The organism is Methylobacterium sp. A52T (genome assembly GCF_053346095.1).
On record NZ_JBKFBI010000040.1, the window covers coordinates 23253 to 40757 of the forward strand.

Annotated in this window: 13 protein-coding genes and 1 pseudogene; 3 read left to right on the forward strand and 11 right to left on the reverse strand. The window is 67.2% G+C overall.

Annotation, left to right across the window (positions count from 1 at the left end; translation table 11 throughout):
- Window positions 1–19 precede the first annotated feature (19 nt).
- Both ACLBYE_RS12320 and ACLBYE_RS12325 read left to right on the forward strand, forming a co-directional pair.
- Window positions 20–973 (forward strand): NAD-dependent epimerase/dehydratase family protein, encoded by a 954-nt coding sequence (locus tag ACLBYE_RS12320; protein WP_447694427.1) that lies wholly within the window; start codon window positions 20–22, stop codon window positions 971–973.
- Complete coding sequence (locus ACLBYE_RS12325) at window positions 960–1886, forward strand: NAD-dependent epimerase/dehydratase family protein (RefSeq protein ID WP_447694428.1); 927 nt, start codon at window positions 960–962, stop codon at window positions 1884–1886. The genes ACLBYE_RS12320 and ACLBYE_RS12325 overlap by 14 nt, the downstream gene beginning before the upstream one ends.
- A 567-nt stretch (window positions 1887–2453) precedes the next feature.
- Here the strand turns inward: ACLBYE_RS12325 and ACLBYE_RS12330 are convergent.
- From ACLBYE_RS12330 to ACLBYE_RS12345, 4 genes and pseudogenes are all read right to left on the reverse strand, one after another.
- A complete protein-coding gene (locus ACLBYE_RS12330) occupies window positions 2454–2816 on the reverse strand; it encodes a hypothetical protein (protein ID WP_447694429.1) in 363 nt (120 codons plus the stop codon).
- A gap of 199 nt (window positions 2817–3015) precedes the next feature.
- Window positions 3016–3573: a transposase gene (locus ACLBYE_RS12335; RefSeq protein ID WP_447694438.1), complete on the reverse strand. Its 558-nt coding sequence runs from the start codon at window positions 3571–3573 to the stop codon at window positions 3016–3018.
- Window positions 3462–3848: pseudogene (locus tag ACLBYE_RS12340) on the reverse strand (hypothetical protein); the annotation flags it as partial. The gene ACLBYE_RS12335 and the pseudogene ACLBYE_RS12340, both read right to left, overlap by 112 nt.
- Before the next feature lie 381 nt (window positions 3849–4229).
- On the reverse strand, window positions 4230–5555 hold the full coding sequence (locus ACLBYE_RS12345; protein WP_447694430.1) for an IS701 family transposase: 1326 nt from the start codon (window positions 5553–5555) through the stop codon (window positions 4230–4232).
- 652 nt (window positions 5556–6207) lie between these two features.
- On the opposite strand from ACLBYE_RS12345, the gene ACLBYE_RS12350 reads away from it, so the two are divergent.
- The gene (locus ACLBYE_RS12350; RefSeq protein ID WP_447694431.1) at window positions 6208–7884 is read left to right on the forward strand and encodes a relaxase/mobilization nuclease domain-containing protein; all 1677 of its coding nucleotides are present in this window, start codon (window positions 6208–6210) and stop codon (window positions 7882–7884) included.
- Between the two features lie 229 nt (window positions 7885–8113).
- On the opposite strand, the gene ACLBYE_RS12355 is transcribed toward ACLBYE_RS12350, so the two are convergent.
- From ACLBYE_RS12355 to ACLBYE_RS12385, 7 genes are all read right to left on the reverse strand, one after another.
- On the reverse strand, window positions 8114–8899 hold the full coding sequence (locus tag ACLBYE_RS12355) for a hypothetical protein (RefSeq protein ID WP_447694432.1): 786 nt from the start codon (window positions 8897–8899) through the stop codon (window positions 8114–8116).
- A 142-nt stretch (window positions 8900–9041) separates the two neighbouring features.
- Window positions 9042–10466 carry a phosphomannomutase gene (locus ACLBYE_RS12360; protein WP_447694433.1) on the reverse strand — a complete coding sequence of 475 codons (1425 nt, stop codon included), beginning with the start codon at window positions 10464–10466 and terminating at the stop codon, window positions 9042–9044.
- A 225-nt stretch (window positions 10467–10691) separates the two neighbouring features.
- Entirely contained in the window at window positions 10692–11012 is a 321-nt protein-coding gene (locus tag ACLBYE_RS12365; RefSeq protein WP_447694434.1) for a hypothetical protein, read from the reverse strand.
- A gap of 14 nt (window positions 11013–11026) precedes the next feature.
- Window positions 11027–11779 carry an FkbM family methyltransferase gene (locus ACLBYE_RS12370; RefSeq protein WP_447694435.1) on the reverse strand — a complete coding sequence of 251 codons (753 nt, stop codon included), beginning with the start codon at window positions 11777–11779 and terminating at the stop codon, window positions 11027–11029.
- Between the two features lie 56 nt (window positions 11780–11835).
- A complete protein-coding gene (locus tag ACLBYE_RS12375; protein ID WP_447694436.1) occupies window positions 11836–12177 on the reverse strand; it encodes a hypothetical protein in 342 nt (113 codons plus the stop codon).
- A gap of 158 nt (window positions 12178–12335) precedes the next feature.
- Complete coding sequence (locus tag ACLBYE_RS12380) at window positions 12336–13130, reverse strand: ABC transporter permease (RefSeq protein ID WP_076729265.1); 795 nt, start codon at window positions 13128–13130, stop codon at window positions 12336–12338.
- 45 nt (window positions 13131–13175) lie between these two features.
- Window positions 13176–17177 (reverse strand): glycosyltransferase, encoded by a 4002-nt coding sequence (locus ACLBYE_RS12385; protein ID WP_447694437.1) that lies wholly within the window; start codon window positions 17175–17177, stop codon window positions 13176–13178.
- Window positions 17178–17505 lie beyond the last annotated feature (328 nt).

The window sequence follows — 17505 nt, forward strand, 5'->3', positions numbered from 1 at the left end:
TGCCGTCTCCCGATCCTCCTTGCCCGAGACCGTCGTCGTCGTCGGTGCGACCGGGTTCGTCGGCCGCAACCTCGTCGCGCATCTCGCCGACCGCGTGCCGCGACTGATCGCGGTCAGCCCCTCCGGCCGCGCGGTGTCGGGGGCGCATGAGGCCGCGCGCTTCGATGCCCTGGAGGCGCTGTCGGTCCCCGCCGACGCGATCGTCGTCAACGTCGCCGCGCAGCGCTACGACGCCGACAAGTTCGAGACGGCGCAGAGCGACCTGCTGACCGGCAACGCCGAGATCGCCAACCGCCTCTACCGGTTCTGCCTGACGAAGGGCATCCGCGAGGTGCGCGCGGCCTCGAGCGTCGCGGTCTACCCGGCGGCCCTCGATCTCCTCGACGACGCGCAGGCTGTCGACCTGAACGCGCCGCCCAACCGGAACGAGGCCTTCTACGCGTGGTCGAAGCGCTGGTCCGAGGTGATCGCCGACCTCCACGCCGAGCGCTACGGGATCCATACGATCAGCTTCCGCCTGAGCAACCCCTACGGTCCCCACGACTCGACGGATCCGCGCAAGGCGCACGTCCTGCCAGCCTTCGTGATGCGCGCGCTCGCACCGGGGGAGCGCTTCGAGATCAAGGGCAACCCGCTGGTCGAGCGCGACTTCATCTACGTCGGCGACGTCGTCGACGTGTTCGCCCGCTCCCTGGAGATGCGAGAGACGAGCGACGCGCTCAACCTCTGCCGCGGCGAGACCACGACCCTGCTCGACCTCGCCCGCACCATCCTGGAGGTGGCGGGCGAGAAGCGGCCGGTGCACGCCCCCGACACGGCGACCCACGGCGTGCTCGCTCGCCGCTCGACCAACCGGCGGCTGCTGGAGCGCTTCGGGCTGTCGAGCTTCACGGGACTCGCGGACGGGCTGCGGCCGACGATCGCGTGGTATCGCGAGGCCTATCGCGGGGGGGCTGACCATGCCGGGGCCTGAGCGCGACATCGTAATCGGGGCGGATGGCTTCCTCGGGCGCAACCTCGTCCCGCGGCTCCGGGCCGAGGGCCGCGAGGTCGTCGAGATCGGTCGGGCGGCGGGTGACCTCTCCGCGTGGGCGAATGTCGAGCAAGCGCTGCGCGCGGTGCCGCCGGCCGGCCGGATCTTCCACGTGGTGACCCGCCAGCGGACCGGCGCGGTGCAGTACGACATCCAGGGCGAACTCCTGGCGATCAACGCCCGGATGCACCTGAACGTCCTGGAAGCGTGGCGCCTGTTCCAGCCGCAGGCCAAGCTCGTCTCCACGGGCTCGTCCTGCACCTATCCGGAGTCGCCGGAGCCGCTGCCGGAGGCGCGCTTCGGCCAGGGACCCACGCACCCGTCGGTGATCGGCTACGGGCTCGCCAAGCAGGTCCTGGCGACGGGCTCGGCGGCCTACGCGCACCAGTACGGCCTGAGCTTCCTGCACTGCGTGCTGGCGACTCTGTACGGTCCGCACGACAACAAGGCCTCCGACCGCAGCCACTTCGTCGGCGCCCTGCTCGACCGGGCCGTGCGGGAGAAGGCGGCGTGCGCTGCGCAGTTCGAGGTCTGGGGCAACCCGCAGACCGTCCGCGAGGTGCTGTACGTCGACGACCAGATCGACGCGATCCTGGCGGCCGACCGGGCGTTCGATAACGAGATCCTCAACTGCGCCGCCAACACACCCGTCACCGTCGAGGCGGTAGCCCGGGCCGCCCTGGCGGCCCTCGACTGGTCCGCCCCCCTGGTCAGCCCGCCCGGCTCGTTCCAGGGCGCGGCCTACAAGATGCTCGACTCGTCGCGGTTCCTCGACCGGACCGGCTGGCGGCCGCACATCGATCTCGAGGCGGGCCTGCGTAGGCTCGTCGCCGCGGAGTACGCCGGCCGTTGAGGCTGCCGCGTGCGCCTATGTCATAACCGCGCCCTCTGCGCGCAGGAGCAGATTCAGTTTCCCACTTTGACCGACTGCGCGGCTGAGCCTTAGCTTGCTCCACATGATGCGCGGTCCTCACTATGCCGAAATCTTCTACGTATTGCGTCTCTTGCCTGACGGAAGCCGACGTGCGGGTTCGACGGCTGATGCCCAACAATTCTTGGGGATCGAGATAGTGGGCCGCATCTGAGTTTCGATAGCAACGCAGCGCTGCTCTACCCCGAGAGCGCCCCGGCCGCCGGCACACGGGTGAATCTATCGCTCAGATCATCGATGCCTGGATCGCAGCGATTACACTTGTGAGGTGCCTACGGTCGGCGACCTCCAATATTCGAACTTTCGTCACAAGCCGGCTTGTCGTGTCCGATGCTCGGCCGGTAGATTGAGGGCAGCCAGCTTCAGGATCGAGATTGAGACGGGGTGTCAACGCCGTGTGCATCGTGGTTCTCCGTCAGTTCGTGTGGTGGGTCAGACCGCGCTGAGGACGCGCTGACGCAGGAGTTTGACGCTGGCGCGGCCATACATCTATCGCTTGGTCGTCTTCAGTCGGCTGATCTCGCCCTCGGCTGGCCCTGTTGACCACGGCAGGGCGATGGCATTCTCGACCCCAGCCAAATCACGTTGCAGGCCGGCAGCAAACCGCTTCGGCACGCTTGAGCGAGCCGCGGCCAGTCGATCCGCGACTGGTTCCGAGGACTGACCCCGCAGCATGCGCGCGAAGCGAACTGCCAAGTCGGCCGCCTTGGCCAGTTTCGGTGCAGTGCGCCTCAAGCGCGCGATGAACACGCCGTCCGCGCCGGCTATCCCCCCGGTATCGCTCTGCAGAAGCCGTGCAATCCGCCTCGTTCCGGGCGGCTTCCACGGGGGCAGGCCCTTGGCCGCCGGCATCGAGCGTGTCGCCGCCGGCCCGGCGCCGCACCGTCGCCCAGGCGCGCACGACTCGTGGATTGATACGAGCCCCAAGGCGATCGACTTCGCGGGCCAGGGCCGCCGCGTTGTCATAGGCCCGGTAAGGGTCGATGAGGCACGGGCGCGCTGGTTTCGCCCAGTTCGGCGGCTCGTCCCGGCGCAGCCAGCACCGCACCGTTTAGCGATCGAGGTCGTGATGGCGCGCGATGCCGGACACGGAGGCGCCGGCTCCATGCAACTGCAGGACCTCGGCGTGACGCGCCCGACCCGGCGCGTGTCTGGCGAGCCGGCGCCGGTAAACGGCTGTGGCCGGACGCGCATGGTTCTGCTCGGTCCGGTGCGCCGCGGCCCGCTCATCCCCGAGCGTGCGCGCCACAGAGCGGATCACGGCGTGCTCGCTGCCGACCGCCTCCTGCAACGCCTCGCCGAGGTTGCGCAGCAGATGCCAGCGGTCCAGGACGTGCACCGCCTCGGGCGCCTCCAGCCAGACGGCCTCGCCGTAGACCTCGGCCCGGTCGCGGGCGACGATCTCAACCCTAGGATGGCGCCGCAGCCATCCGGCAACCGCTTCGGTCTCGCGATCGGGCAGGAGATCGGCGATCACCCAGCGTTTCAGATCGACGATCACCGTGCCGTAGTGGTGCCCGCGTCGCCAGGCCCTTCGTCGATAGCGATCACGCGCGGCGGTAGCGCGACAGGGGCCGGCCCGGCCCGGACGATGCGCAGGACGGTGGATGGGCTGGCCGGGATGGCCAGACGGTGGGCGAGCCGCGCGGCTGGGGCCCCGCCGAGGGCGAGACCGAGGTGGCGCTGCAGGTCCTGAAGGCGCCGCGAGCGTCGTGCGTGTGGTGCCGCGACGTCCGGCGGGGTCTCACTGAAGGTCCGACGAGAGCAGGCGGGGTTGCGGCAGCGTAGGCGGCGCAGCCGCACGCACAGGCCGACGGAGCGACCCTGGCAGGGCAAGTCGGCGAGGTGCCGCTCGTAGGTGCCGTGGACGCTGTGCGACCGGTTACGGCAGGCGGGTCAGCACGGTTCTATCGACCGCGGCACCGCCAGCACCATCACGTGCTCGGGCTCGGCCGTGACGGCGACGACCCGCAGCGAGGGCGGAATGAACGGGAGCAGGCGCTTGGGCATGGGCGGACTCGGGCGACCATCATGCTGGTCCGGATCCGCTGGCGAATGCCGGGTCCCGGTCCGCCCACCCCACCACACGAAGTGACGGAGAACCATCATTCACCCGGCGTCGACACTGGGCTAGCAAGGCGAAGATCTGTCCCGCGTGTCGTGATCCATCCCGACACTCGGGATGGATCACGACACCCGTTTTACCCGACACGCTCCTGGTCGCCCGACGCTGCAACCTCCTAGCACTACCTGGGCACTTTGAGGTCAGACGGCAGCCGGAAGCGGCGGCGACAGTGCGGGCATCGCACCGGTGGGATGAGGCCGACGAACAGGCGGCCGATGATGGCCTGCCGCACGGCGGGCAGGCTCGGAGACGGTGGCGGTCCCGGTAGGCCGGCCACCTTTTTTTTCCCCATCCGTCCGGTCGGACCCAGCCAGGCGCAGGTGCTGCAGGTAGGCGCAGGCGATGCACGTCATCAGCGCGTGCCGGTGCAGGCCGGTCCAGGAGCGGCCCTCGAAGTGGTCGAGGCCCAGTTCCTCCTTCAACTGCTGGTGGCCCTGCTCGCACACCCAGCGCGCCTTGATCGTGCCGGCCAGGGCGCGCCGGGTCGTGCGGGGCGGCAAGTTCGAGAGGTAGTACTTGCGCTCGCCCGAGGCGCGCCACTCGCCCACCAACCAGACCTCGGCGCCCGGCAGATGGCGGTTGTTGCCCCAGATCGGACCGTCGCCCACCCGCACGCGGGTCATGGCAAACCGGGCCGCGAGCACGCCCTTCGTGCCCTGCCGCCACGTCACGCGCCGCCACGGCAGCGCAGCGAGAACCGCCTCGGCCTCCTGCGGCTCCTGATCCGGCACGGGTCTGCGCGCCCTCCCGCCCGGCTCCACCAGCCGCACGTCGGGATCGTAGACCTTCTGGTTCTTGGCGATCCCCACTGCCCAGGTCAGCCCGCGCGCGTCGAGGCCATGCCGAAACACGGCGCTACAGCCGTAGCCGGCATCGGCCAGTACCACACCGAAGCGGACGCCTTCGGCCTGCAGGCGGTCGAGTTCGGCAAGCGCGATCTCGCCCTTGCTCTGCGGCACCACCGCCGCCTCGGGCACACCTGCCCGCTCACACCGCTTCGGGTTGGCGACCCACTCCTCCGGCAGGAACAGGTGCAGGCAAACCGGCACGGGCACCTTGCCCCGCGCCAGGGTGAGGGAGACGAGCGACTGGCAGTTGGCCTTCTTGCCGAGGTGCCCGCAGTACTGGCGCGCCACGCCCACCGAGCGCGTGCCCTTCTTCGGCAGCGCCGTATCGTCGATCACCAGGCAGGCGTCGGATCCGCCGACCAGCCGGTCCGCGGTACGGGTGAGTTCCGCCCAGAGCGGGCCGTCGTCCCAGGCCGGGCTGGCGATGAAGTGCTGCAGTTGGTCGTGACCTGGCAGCCCGAGACGGGCGGCCATCGGCTGCAGGCTCTTGCGATCCCCGGGGCCGAGCAGGCCGCGCAGGTACAGCGGAGCCCAGGTCCGCCGCGTCTTGCGCCCCATCACGGCCAGGAACGGCACCAGCCACGCATCGAGATCCTGCCCCGACGGTCTCTCGGCCATGTCCGTCTCCCGCAGTGCCGCCGCAGGAGCAGAACGCCCAACGCCCTCCAAAGTGCCCAGGTAGTGCTAGGTACGGTTGGTAGACCCTTCAGCGACCCGTCATCGGCCTCTCCGGCGATCCGGAGGCCCTTACCCATAGCGAACGGGACCACTCAGCCTCGCGTATTGGCTGACCCTTGGGATTTTCAGGGCTCCTTGCCAACCTTGCGAAATCGGGAGTGCACGGAGGCGAGCCAGCAATGGGCTCGTAATACGCGCAATCCCGAATTCTGCCTCCGTGGAACCTTCTTGCGATGCCTCGCTCCGCTACCACACTTGCCAATTACGGGACCTCGTTGCGACTTACGCTGGCAGAGCGCCAGCTTCTCGATAAGGCCGCAGCAGAGCTCGGCCTCGGGCCAAGCCGCTACATCCGCGAGGTCGTACTGTCCGCAATCCGGCGGAACGCTGCTGCCTCCGGAGCCGCGGACACCCGGGCCACCCGCGCCCGCCTTCTGGCACATTGGACCATTCAGATCGGTCGGCTTGCCGACGAAGTCCGGACGCTAGCAGCCACTCCGGCCGGCGAGCTCGACCCAGCAGGCCTCGAGACGCTTAAAGCCACGATCGCCCAATGCCACGTGGCTATGGTCGTTGCCTGCGAGGAGCCCCGGTGATCATCACGATCCAGACGCATGGCAGGACGCGCCGCGATACGGCCGCCCTCCTCGCACATCTACAGAAATCCACTTCCGATCAGGTTGTCGAACTGATCCGCATTAAAGGAAGTCCCGCCTGCGAAATGGCCGAGGCGTTTGCAGATTTCGAGCGCATCCGGGACGGCAGTGCGGCCAAGGTCGCGCTCCAGCACCTGACGGTCAACCCTGGTCGTCCTTGGACGGCGGCCCAGCGCGACGAAGCGGTCGAACGCATCCTACGCGTGCTCGGCGCCGAGGATCATGGCCATGTCTTGATCGCCCACCGGAACAAGCCGCGGGCGCGTGGCAAGTCTGGGGACGAACATTTCCACCTCGTCATCGCTCACGTGGGCCCGAATCTGCGGGCGCTCGACCTCTCCTGTTCCTACGCCGAGCTCGAGGCCGTCCGCGCATCGATAGAGTTCGATTTTGGCGAACCCCTTACCCCATCCCGGCGCAGCGCCGCGATCGCGAAGCGTCTGCGCCGCGACGCTTTGAACGCAGTGGCCGAACGGGTTGAGGCGGCAGCTCTCCTGCGAGCGCTGCCTCGCTCCGGCATGACCAGCGGGATTCGCGCCCGGCTGGAGCGCCTCGGAATTGCAGCTCCCCTGGCACGCGCCAGGATCATGGAGGCTTATGCGCTCGATGAGGCAGGGTTCGAGGCCGCCCTGTCCCGGGCGGGTCTTACTTGTGCGCCCGGCGACCAAGCCGCTAGTACCTGGATCGTGCGACAGGGCGACGTGCTCATCGGCGCCCTCGACCGACTTGTTACTCGTCCCCGTTCCGCGGTGGCTGCGCGGATGCTGACCATAGCCGAAGCAGCGCGCAACCGAGCGGAAAGTCGGTTCGTCCCGGTCGAGGTTGGGGAGCCTGATAGCGTCCGGGACGGAGCGAAGGTGCCGGAGACGTTCGCCCGTACTGTCGACAAAATAGCGGATACCGAGATGCTGCACCTCTCGCGCCCGGACGCACTGTCCCCTCTTGAGGACTGGCGGGCGCGGCTCAAAGAGGATCTTGCGCGGAACAGGGCCGCTCTCGAAAAAGCCCGACAGCGTAGTCCTATTCCGCTGGATCGCCGGTTTGAGGAGGAAGGTGCCAGAGCCGAGTATCGCGCCGCCCAGGCGGCGCGCAAATCGGCGGAGGGTCTTGTCGAGACCCACGCCGAACAACGTCCCTCACCAAGATGGTTTGGGGGTTTGTTTCGCAGGAAGCGACGACCCAATCCTGAACTCGTCAAAGCTACGGCAGAGCTTCTATCAGCCTACAATAGAGAGGCGAATGCCCAGAAGGTGTGCGATCAAATTGCCTCTATCAGAAAGGCGGAGGCTGCGGCCTACGCGCTCCGGATGAAGATCGAGAATGCGGATTTTGGGCCGGTGGAAGACCATGCCGAGCACCAAATCTCCCTTCTTGAAGACGCCCTTGCCGTCTTGGAGCACGAGCCCTGGCGCGCGGACCTCGGCGCAGAAGCCATCTGCGACGGGGTGCGCCGGTTGCGTAATGCGGATCGACTCATCGAGGAAAGTTACCCAGACGACGATGCAAAACCGGCGAACGACCCCGTGTCGCCACGGCCTTTGGTTCAGCAATCGTCTGATGAATCTTCGGTCATAAACGCCCAACAACACGCGACCGCGCCATCATACCCTTAGTTGAATCTATCCTCATACCATTTGATGCCGTCATTATTTCCTACCGAACAACAAGCTGCTAATAATAATTGACATAGACATATTTCGAAAAGAAACATTACTCTAAGTGCGACATAGCCGTATGATCGGCGCTGTCTTTATTATGGGTATGAACCAAAATCTTGTTATGATTTATGAACTGGCGATGGGACGTGTAAATAATTGTTCCGCGTCGTCTGTCGCCAGAAGTCTAAATCTCCGAAAATCCCGCCTGTGATAAAGAAACTGGTATAATGGCATGTCGATGATGTTGTCGGCAAAAACCCTTCTTGTTTTCCAGGCACAGAAAGGCTGCTGGTCTGTCGCAAATCAAATGTTGACACCGCTGCGGTAGCTTAAAATTTTTAAGATCACGAGCCCAGCTGTCACCGGAATCCAATTCCGAGGATATTGAGGTCGCGATACTGGGATTGCGTAGAGATTTGGCGGTCGTTTCTTTCAATAAATGGCTGGACACCGTCTTCGGATCGGCTTGTTCGGCCAAGGGGATCGCCGCATCAAGGTCGAGGTTCGATACCGGCACCACGACTTGTTCTGAACTCGTCGACTCAGGCATAACCTGATCCATTTGATCTAACATTGGCAAATCAGATATGGATGGTACGGTTCCATCCTCAAGCATGTCCCTTTGAGAAACCACGGCGTCCCTCCAAGCCTTTTGGTAGACTGGGTGAATCAGGCGGCGACGCTGGCCTCCGGCTTTCACCCCGCGGCAGGCGATATGGCCAAATCCACGAAGAATTGTGATTGCATTCGCCACACTATGCGGATGCATGCCCGTTTCGGCGCTGATCGCAGCATAGTCGAGCATCCAGCCATCCTCTGCAAAGCCTGGTTGCTCCATCAGAAACCAAGCGATGCGGATCCCGCCTTTCGTTACTGCGGCATCCTGAGAAACCTGCCGGCGCCAATCTGAAATCATGATGATATTTCTGTCAGGCTGAAAATGAACACGTGCGTGGATCGCTATCCGCATCGACGGGATCGTGTTCGAGGCACGATTTAATGACCCTGCGGAAGCCTAGCAGAAAGCTGAATTTCACTGTCGGGATTTTGCACATGAGATCGGGGCGTGGGCGAGGCTGGAGTTGCATCGAACTCACTGTTCCACTCGTTCCTCAGCGTCGCCCGGTGAGCTTAACCATGACGGCCGCAGCCGATTTGAGCCCCCATCCCACAAGTTCTTTTGCATCGCACTCCGACTTGGCCTCCGCATAGCATCGCAACTCAGGCGCATTGCCCGACGCGCGGAAATGGATCGTGCGCCCGCCGTCCAACTCGATCCGGATCCCGTCCTGCTGATCGATCGAGGCCGATGATCCGATCGGGCCGAGGAAGGCAGCGCGGAAGTCCGGCTCCCGAAGGCGATCGAGGAAGGCGGCGCTCGTCTCGGACGGGGTGTTGGGCAGCCGATCGCTGGCCATCTCTCCCGCATCCAGGGAGGCCACGAGGTCAGCGAGGGAAGTGCCGGCGGCGCGCACCGCTGCCAAGGTGGCCAGGATCGGCAGCATCGCGTCGCGCGTCGGCAGGGCGGCCAATGTCCTGCCGTGGAGCGTGACGTCCGATCCGAGCAGGAATCCACCGTTTGCCTCGAAGCCGGCGACGATCCGCGCCCCGGCAGACGTCGCCTCCTCCATCCCGGCGATGACGAAAGGCGAGCCCACCTTCGTACGAACAACCTTCCGGAAGCCGCCGGAATGCTCGAGCGCCGAGCCGGCCGTGACCGGCACCACCACCGTGTCGGCACCCAGAAAGCGGGCGGTGATGAGCCCGAGCACGTCGCCCCGCAGGATCCGGCCCGCGCCGTCGGCTACCAGCGGCCTGTCGGCGTCGCCGTCCGTGGTCACGAGGGCGTCGAAGGAGCCCGGTGCCATGACGTCGCGGATGAAGGCGATGTCCTCCGGACGGTGGGCCTCGGTATCGATCGGCACGAAGACATGCGACCGGCCGATCGCCGTCACCTGCGCGCCGAAGCCAGCGAGCAAGTCGGCCATCAGGTCGCGGGCCACCGAGCTTTGCTGGTAGACCGCGATCCGCAGGCCTTGGAGGATGTCCGGCGCGAAGGCGGCAGCGTAGCGCTGCTGATAGCGCGCGATCGCGTCGGGTTCAGGCGTGGCGGGCGTTGAGGCTTGGCCCTCGCCAGATGCGCCCTCCTCCAAAGCGGCCAGGATAGCAGTCTCGTCGGCCTTGGTGATCTCACCCTCTGGCCGGTAGAATTTCAAGCCGTTGCGATCCTCAGGGATATGGCTGCCCGTCACCATGACCGCGTAGGCACCGCGCCGCATCGCTTCGAGGGCGAGGGCCGGGGTCGGCAGCGGGCCGCAATCGATCGCCGTGAAGCCGGCGCCTGCCGCGGCGTCCGCCACCGTCGCGGCGATGCCGGGGCTGCTGTCACGCAGATCTCGCCCGATGACGACCGTGCGCCGGCCTTCGCGCGGGGCGACTGATCGGAAGAACGCGCTGGCATAGGCGTAGCTCGGGCCGCCGACGAGGTCGGTTACGAGACCGCGCAGGCCGCTCGTCCCGAATTTCAGACTGCTCACGGTACCTCCTTGGTCGCCGCACGGGCGCTCGCGCACAGGATCGATGCCTCAAACCGTACGCAGGCTCAATGCTTGGCGTTGAGCAGCGCGCTCGGGCGGGTGGAGTTTGGGCTGCGCTGGATTTCGACTGGTGTACTGGCGCGGCTGACCGGCGTGTCGTGCTGGCGTGCTGGCGTGCGGCGCATTCTCGGAGCACCCATTTGCACCGGGTCAATCATTACGGCGTCAGGAGGCCGGCAACTGCTGCTCCAGATGCGCGCGAAGGATCGAGTAATGTCGGACGACTTCGTCGAGCCTTTCGGCGTTCTTCTTTCTGATCGCCTCTGAGCCGAGAGGCTCGCGGTAGGTCGCGGCGTAATGGGCGGCGTGCGACTTGAGTTTGACGGCGACGAAGTCGAGATCGGCCGACCACACGGCTTCCGCGCGAACCTGCTGGAGGCGTCTGGCGATCGCGAACCAGTTGAGATCGAGGGCGATGCCGCTGCCCATTTCCTTGAACAGATCGAACATCGAATCCAGAATGGCGATTGCGGACTGCGCGGACATAGCCGAACCCTCCATCAGGATCGTGCGGTTACGAGATCCGGGCGCACGTACCAGTCGTCGAACAGGGACAGCTGACGGAAGCGCCGTCGGTAACCGTGGCCGCTCAGCAGCGCGGCAATCTTCTCCCGGCTGCCCGAAAAATTATGCTCGACGCTGATCAGCGCGATATCGTGGCGGGTGAAATCGAAGCTCTGCAGCACGTCGAGCTCGCCGCCTTCCACATCGATGCTCACGTAGTCGATGCGCCGTGGCGCCCGAGCCTCCGAAAGGAATCGTTCCAGCGAGATGGTCGCCACCGGGTATTGCCGTCGCTCCTGGCGGAACTGGGCGTGAAAGTCGTCCCCGGCAAAATCCTCCATGCCGGAGAGCTCGCCGATGTCGACCTCGTTGAACAGAACCTCAATCCCGTCGGTCTTGTAGACGCACTTATCGGAGATGTAGCAGCTGCGATTGCGACGCAGCGCTTCATGCCAAGCCCGAGCTGGCTCCGCCAGGGCTCCCTGCCAAGCATAGGTCTTTTCCAGCAGGAGCGTGTTGCTCAGGCTGACGCCATCGCAGGCACCGAATTCCACGAAATAGCCGTTTCGCTTCTCTTGGAGCTCGTACAGCACCCACAGGTCCTGCATCAGCTGCGCGTTGGAGTACGGAGCCATCCGCGTGGCGAAGGACAGGAAGTCGAGATCCGAGCTGAGAATGTGCGGGTGGGCGTCCAGATTATCTCTCAGGTTGATCAGGGCATTGAACACCGTCAGGAGTTCGACATCCATGGTCCTGGGCTCCAGTCTCGGAACGGGATCGCGAGTGCGCGCAGACGTATCGGGGTTCAGCCGCGCGTGGCCGCTTGGCCCGGCATGCGCGAGGCCTCCAAGATCCGTTTCGAACCTTCGAACAGGACGCCGTGCTGAAGCGCGGCCGGTCCGTGATCCGGCACGGCCCGCGCAGCCTTGCGGATCGCGGAGAGAAAGCGCTTGCGACTGAACCCGTAGGGCCGCACGCTTCCGATGAGCGCCTCAATCAGCGTGGACGTCGCCTCCGACCGAGCACGGGCCAGATCGCGCTCGCGGAAGGCGGCGTCGCGCTCGGCCTGGAGGAGAGTCAATTCGATCTGCTGCTGTTGGATCCGACGAATGTATTTCGTCTCAGTGGCATGAACGGCACTCGTCATCGTGTGACAGCCCTGGCCCGAAGCGGTTGGAGAATTCGAAGCCGAAGGCTCGCGTCCCGATCACGCGGAAGCCTGCGGTCGGCTCTGGTGGGGCAGCCTGAGGATCGTGCCGGCCGCGGGTTGCGCGACTGTAGGGCAAACGCGCAACCCTGCATTCTTCAAGCTTGAAGCTTGCTGACGACATGCTTGACCAGCAGCAGGCCGATGCTGGCGCAGGTCAGGCCGAACATGATGATGTAAAGATAATCTACCTGAATGCCTGCGTAGGGATAGTAGGCGGACCTAACCCACTCGGCCAGCTGCATGGCTGGATTGTACTTCATCCAGTAGTATACTTTGTCGGGCATGTAGCTCGGGAGGAACATGACTCCGCTCGATACATACAGGATGATGCTGAAGAGCGCGTATCCGATCAGCCAGCCTGGAAAAAAGCCGATGATCGCTACGTTGATTGTTCCAATCCCGATGCCAAGTACGATCGCGGCAAGGTAGCCGCACATAGCCGTGAATGGGTCCGCTGGAATCGGATTGGTCCCTATGACGACCAGGATGGAGCAGACGACCAGCAACGCGAGGAAGCCGGTCACGATCTCCACGAGGATGCGGGCCAGGATCACGTCGAACAGCTTGACCTGCGGGTAATAGGTCAGCGGCCGGTTCATGATCACCGCCTTCATGACCTCGCGCGAAATGTACTGGAAAACCAGAACTGGAACCGCACCCGTCGCGAAGAAAAGAGCCCTGTTATCGCCGAGAGGCGCCGCCAGCTTTTGGAAAGTGTAGATCGCAATCAGCATGAAGACGTGCACGCAGGGCCAGAGCACGACCACGCCGTAGCCCCAGAGGGAGGCTCCGAAACGGGTGCGCATGTCCCGCAAAATCAACGCATGCAGCACGTGCAGATAGGACTCGATCGGGCTCTTCTGTCCCTGGACCGGCGGGAGGGCGGGCATCGACGTGACCTCTGGTTGCCGGGCCTGCTTCGATGAGAAAAGGGGCTAAAGTGCGTTGCCCGGTGCCCCCCGGTCGGATGAGGGGCGCATCGCGAGATCATAGTAGTCGCGCAGGAGGCCCTCGTAGGTCGCGGCTCGAACAACCCGGGCGCGGCGGTCATCCGCCGTGATGTTGATGGCCAACAAGTGGTCGTTGCAGGCGGCGGGATCGGTGGCGAGCGCACAGGGCAGGAGATGGCCGTTCGGCATGCCGCGCAGCCGCTCGGTCGGCGCGCCGAGGTCGAAGGCTGCCACCGGCAAGCCGGTTCGCAGGGCCAGGGGCAGCGCGTAGGAGTAGGTCTCGGGCCAGATCGACGGTAGCAGCACGAGGTCGGCCGAGACCTGGGTGACGAGATCGAGTGTCTCGTCATCCTCCCAGTGGCGGCCGGTCTCGGCGATCTGGAGGGCCGCCCGGGCGACCCGGTCGAGGGTCGGATCGTCGGTGGAGTATCGCCCCGTCTCGGCAACGCCGGCGCGCTCCAGGCCGCCCGTCAGGGCAGGGTCCGAGTAGCCCACAATCGCGAAGTGCAGCGGCAGGTCCCGCTTGCGCGCATCCGAGGCCAGGGCCTGCAACAGCAAGCCGCCTTCGGGGAGGCTGATCGCGCCGAGCACGGCGACGCGGCGGACGCGTCCGGGCCGCTGCAGGGCGGTCGAGCGTACCGACCGCTCCGGCTCGACGTGCGGCCGCACCGTGACCGACAGATCCGGGTAGACCGTCCGGATCCGGGCCGCCGTGTCGGAGGACGGCGCGAACACCCGCGCGGCGCCGGCCAGGAACGCCCCGAACACCGCCCGCCGCTCGCCCGGATCCGGCTCCTCGAACCCGTCCGCGTCCACCGCCAGGCACGACCGGCACTCGCTGACCGGCGCCAGGCCGCAGTAGCGCCCGTCCGGCTGCACCAGGTGGTTGCGGTGGCACACCGGCGAGTAGTCGTGCAGCGTCCACGCGTAGGGCCGCCCCGCGCCCGCCACCACCGCCATCAGCGCCCGCGCCGCGCCCCAGCGCAGCCCCGCCAGCGAGTGCACGTGGATCAGAACCGGCGCCAGCTGCCCGACGAAGTCGGCGAGCTCGGCCGCGTCCCGCGGCAGGTACAGGCTGTCGAGGTTGGGCAGGTACAGGAACTCGGGGCCGCGATACGAGACGTGAACCTCCAGGTTGCGGGTCCGGTCGATCTGCAGCAGCACCACGCTCAGGCCCTCGGCCCGGGCCTGCGCGACCATGTCGTCGATGTGCCGCTGGATGCCCCCGCCCCAGCTGTGCGTCACGTAGAGCAGCGCCCGCCCCGAGAAGTGCCGGGCCAGCCGCGCCCGGTCGAGCCGCGCCCGCCCGCGCCGGCCGGGATCGGCCTGGACGAACTGCCCGACCCGGGCCGGGTAGTCGGGGTGCTTGGCGAGCAGCGCCGCCTGGCCCTGGTCGTACTCGCCGCCCGCGTCGAGGCCGAACGAGATCTGGCCGGCGTGGTGGACGAACACGTCCTCGGCGAGCAGGTTGACGAAGCCGGCCTTGATGGCGCGCAGGCACCAGTCGTTCTCCTCGCCGTAGCCCTTGCCGAAGGCCTCGGCGTCGAGGTCGCCGACGGCGTCGAGGGCGGCGGCGGTCATGTACATGCAGAAGCCGACGCCGGTGGGCACGGGCACGGCGCGGCCGCGATTGACCTGCGCGGCGAGGCGGTCGAGGTCGGGCCGGGCGATCTCCAGCGGCATGGTGTTGTTGGCGTTGAAGCGCGGGTAGGAGCAGATCGTGGCGTTGTTGGACAAGGGCGTGACGCTGCCCACGGGCAGCCCCGCGCCCATTCCCGCCTCTGCCTCTACTCCTGCCCCTTCCTCCGTGTCGGAACCGGCCTGAGGGTCTGTCTGAGGTTCGGCGTGGGCGACGAGGCGGTCGAGCCAGTCGCCGAAGACTTCAGCGTCGGAGTTGAGCAGGACGACGGCGCGGCCCTGGCGCAGGCCGAGGGCGCGGTTGACCGAGCGGACGAAGCCGAGGTTGCGCTCGTTCTCGACGAGGTGGAACAGGCCGCGTCCGGCGAGGGCGGCCAGCTCCGCGGTGAGCTGCAGGTCGGGGGAGCGGTCGTTGACGGCGAGCAGGGTGAAGGGGGTGGCCTGGGGCGCGGACAGGCAGGCGTGGAGGGCGCGCAGGGTCTCGCCGCGGCCCTTGTAGACGGGGACGATGACGACGACGCGGGCCTGCGCGATAGGCAAGGCGCGGGGCAGGCGGTCCCACGCGTCGGAAGCGGGGGCCTCCATGGGCGGGTAGGTGCCGAGATCCTCGGGGCAGCCCATCAGCCCGGCGACGCGGCCGGTGCGCACGTAGTGCAGGAACGGCGACTCCCCGGCGGCGAGGAGGTGACCGTAGGCCCGGCGATAGAAGCGCGTCGAGAAGGTCTTGCTCGGGTCGCGGTCCTCCTCTTGGCCGTGGGACAGGAAGTGGATCGCCGGGCCGTTCTCGAAGCCGCGGGTGTCGGGGTAGCGCTTGAGGTACCAGGGCGCGTCGAAGAGCGGCTCGATCAGGCGGGCCTGCTCGAACAGGTCCGCGTCCTCCTCGGCCGGCGGCGCGCCGTAGCGCGGATCGACGGCGTCGCCCGCGAGGTCGTCGCCCCGCAGCAGGGCCCGGGCGAGGTGGTGGACGAAGGGCGCGATGCCCGTCGCCTCCGCGGAGGGATGGTGCGCGCGGTAGGCCCAGCCGTTGAAGTCGGGCCTGGGATTGCGGCCCTCGCGCCAGCCGGTGTCGCAGTAGTCGCGCACCGCGTCCTCCGCCTCGGACAGCCCGTAGCGCGCCCGGTAGAAGCCGTGGTCGAAATGCCCCGCCACCAGCCGCGCCTGCAGGTCCAGGAACGCATCCCGCTCGAGCGCCCCCTGCCCGATCGCCCCCAGCCAGCCCGTGTCCTCCACCGGCGCCCGCGCCGGCCGCAGCCCGCAGACCCGCAGCAGCGCCGCCAGCGTCGAGCGCCCCGGGCCGGGATCGCGCAGCTCCCGCCAGCCCGCCTCGGCGAAGTGCAGGAACGGCTCGCGCCCGCCCGCGTCCGGATAGGTCGCCCGGTACCACGCCGCGTCCACCGCCGGCAGGTTCAGCCGGTGCGGCTCCGCGAACGGCTCGGCCCCGGAGAGCCGGGTCTCGGCCACGTAGCGGAAGAACGGGTCGTCCGCGACCGCCCGGCTGCCGGCCCGCGCCTGCACGTAGCCGGCCGGGTCGAAGTCCGGCCGCGGGCCGATCCGCGCCCGCCAGCCCTCCGCCACGTAGTGGCGCAGCAGCGCCGCGTCCGGGGCGTCGGCCAGCGCCTCGGCCTGCGGTCCGGGCAGGCGCTGCCGGTAATGGGCTGCGTCGAAGTAGGGGGCCAGTGTCTCGATCCGCAGGGCGAGCGCGGCGTCCGGGTCGGGTCGGGCGGGACCGCCGTGGAGGACGTAGTGGACCAGCGGGTTCTGTGTGGCGAAGGTGATCCCGCGGCTGAGGCAGTAGGCCAGGGTGTCGAATTGCGGCGCCGGCTCGCGGCCCTCGCGCCAGCCGGAGGCCATGTAGTGGTCGACCGGGTCGACGCCGGCGGCGGCGAGGTCGGGGTTGCCGGCGAGGTAGAAGGCGCCGTCGACGAGGCGGCGGGCGAGGCGGTGGGCCTCGGCCGTGTCGGGCTTGGGCAGGGCGGCCGGCTCCCCCTCCCCTTCACGTCCGGCGCGGCGGCGCGCGAGGGCGTGCAGGAGCGGGTTGATGCCGGCGCGGGCGAGGTGGGGATGCTGGGCGAGGTAGGCAGCGGAGTCGAAGTCGGCGCGCGGGTCGCGGCCCGCGCACCAGCCATGGACGAGGTAGTCGCGCACCGGGTCGGCCGTGATCCCATACCAGCTCGCGTAGAACGCCGCGTCAAAGTGTGGGGTAAGGGCGGCGATCTGCGCGTCCGCGGTGACGAGATCGTCTGCCGCCGGCAGGCCGCGGCGGGCCGCCAGCCGGATCAGCGGGTTGCCGCTTGCGCGGACAGAGCCGGAGCGCGCCCAGCGATGGTACAGGCCGCGGATCTGCTTCAACGCGCGGCGCCCGTTCTGTCGCACGACGGCCGCCAATCGCTGTCGGAGGGCAAGTCGGGATCGGCGCTGGGTTCGGGGCCTGGAGCTCGGGTGAGCATGTGTTCGCGCGGGCTGGATCGAAGGCGTGGCGGTGCGCCGGGCAAGGCGTCGCACCGACGGGTCATCGCCCTAACGGAACGCGCGCGCGGGGTAAACAACGGCTGATCCTCCCTCGGCATCGCGGACACCTCTGATACGCTCGTGCTGAGCGGGGAAGGTGTCGGATGGCGAAGACGAGACGCGAGTTCACACCCGAGTTCAAACGCGAAGCGGTCGCCCTGCTGGAGAG

Coding starts and splice junctions, on each gene's coding strand:
- ACLBYE_RS12325 (WP_447694428.1), top strand. CDS start 960: ATGCCGGGGCCTGAGCGCGACATCGTAATCGGGGCGGATGGCTTCCTC.
- ACLBYE_RS12330 (WP_447694429.1), bottom strand. CDS start 2,816: ATGCCGGCGGCCAAGGGCCTGCCCCCGTGGAAGCCGCCCGGAACGAGG.
- ACLBYE_RS12345 (WP_447694430.1), bottom strand. CDS start 5,555: ATGGCCGAGAGACCGTCGGGGCAGGATCTCGATGCGTGGCTGGTGCCG.
- ACLBYE_RS12355 (WP_447694432.1), bottom strand. CDS start 8,899: ATGCGGATAGCGATCCACGCACGTGTTCATTTTCAGCCTGACAGAAAT.
- ACLBYE_RS12365 (WP_447694434.1), bottom strand. CDS start 11,012: ATGTCCGCGCAGTCCGCAATCGCCATTCTGGATTCGATGTTCGATCTG.
- ACLBYE_RS12370 (WP_447694435.1), bottom strand. CDS start 11,779: ATGGATGTCGAACTCCTGACGGTGTTCAATGCCCTGATCAACCTGAGA.
- ACLBYE_RS12375 (WP_447694436.1), bottom strand. CDS start 12,177: ATGACGAGTGCCGTTCATGCCACTGAGACGAAATACATTCGTCGGATC.
- ACLBYE_RS12380 (WP_076729265.1), bottom strand. CDS start 13,130: ATGCCCGCCCTCCCGCCGGTCCAGGGACAGAAGAGCCCGATCGAGTCC.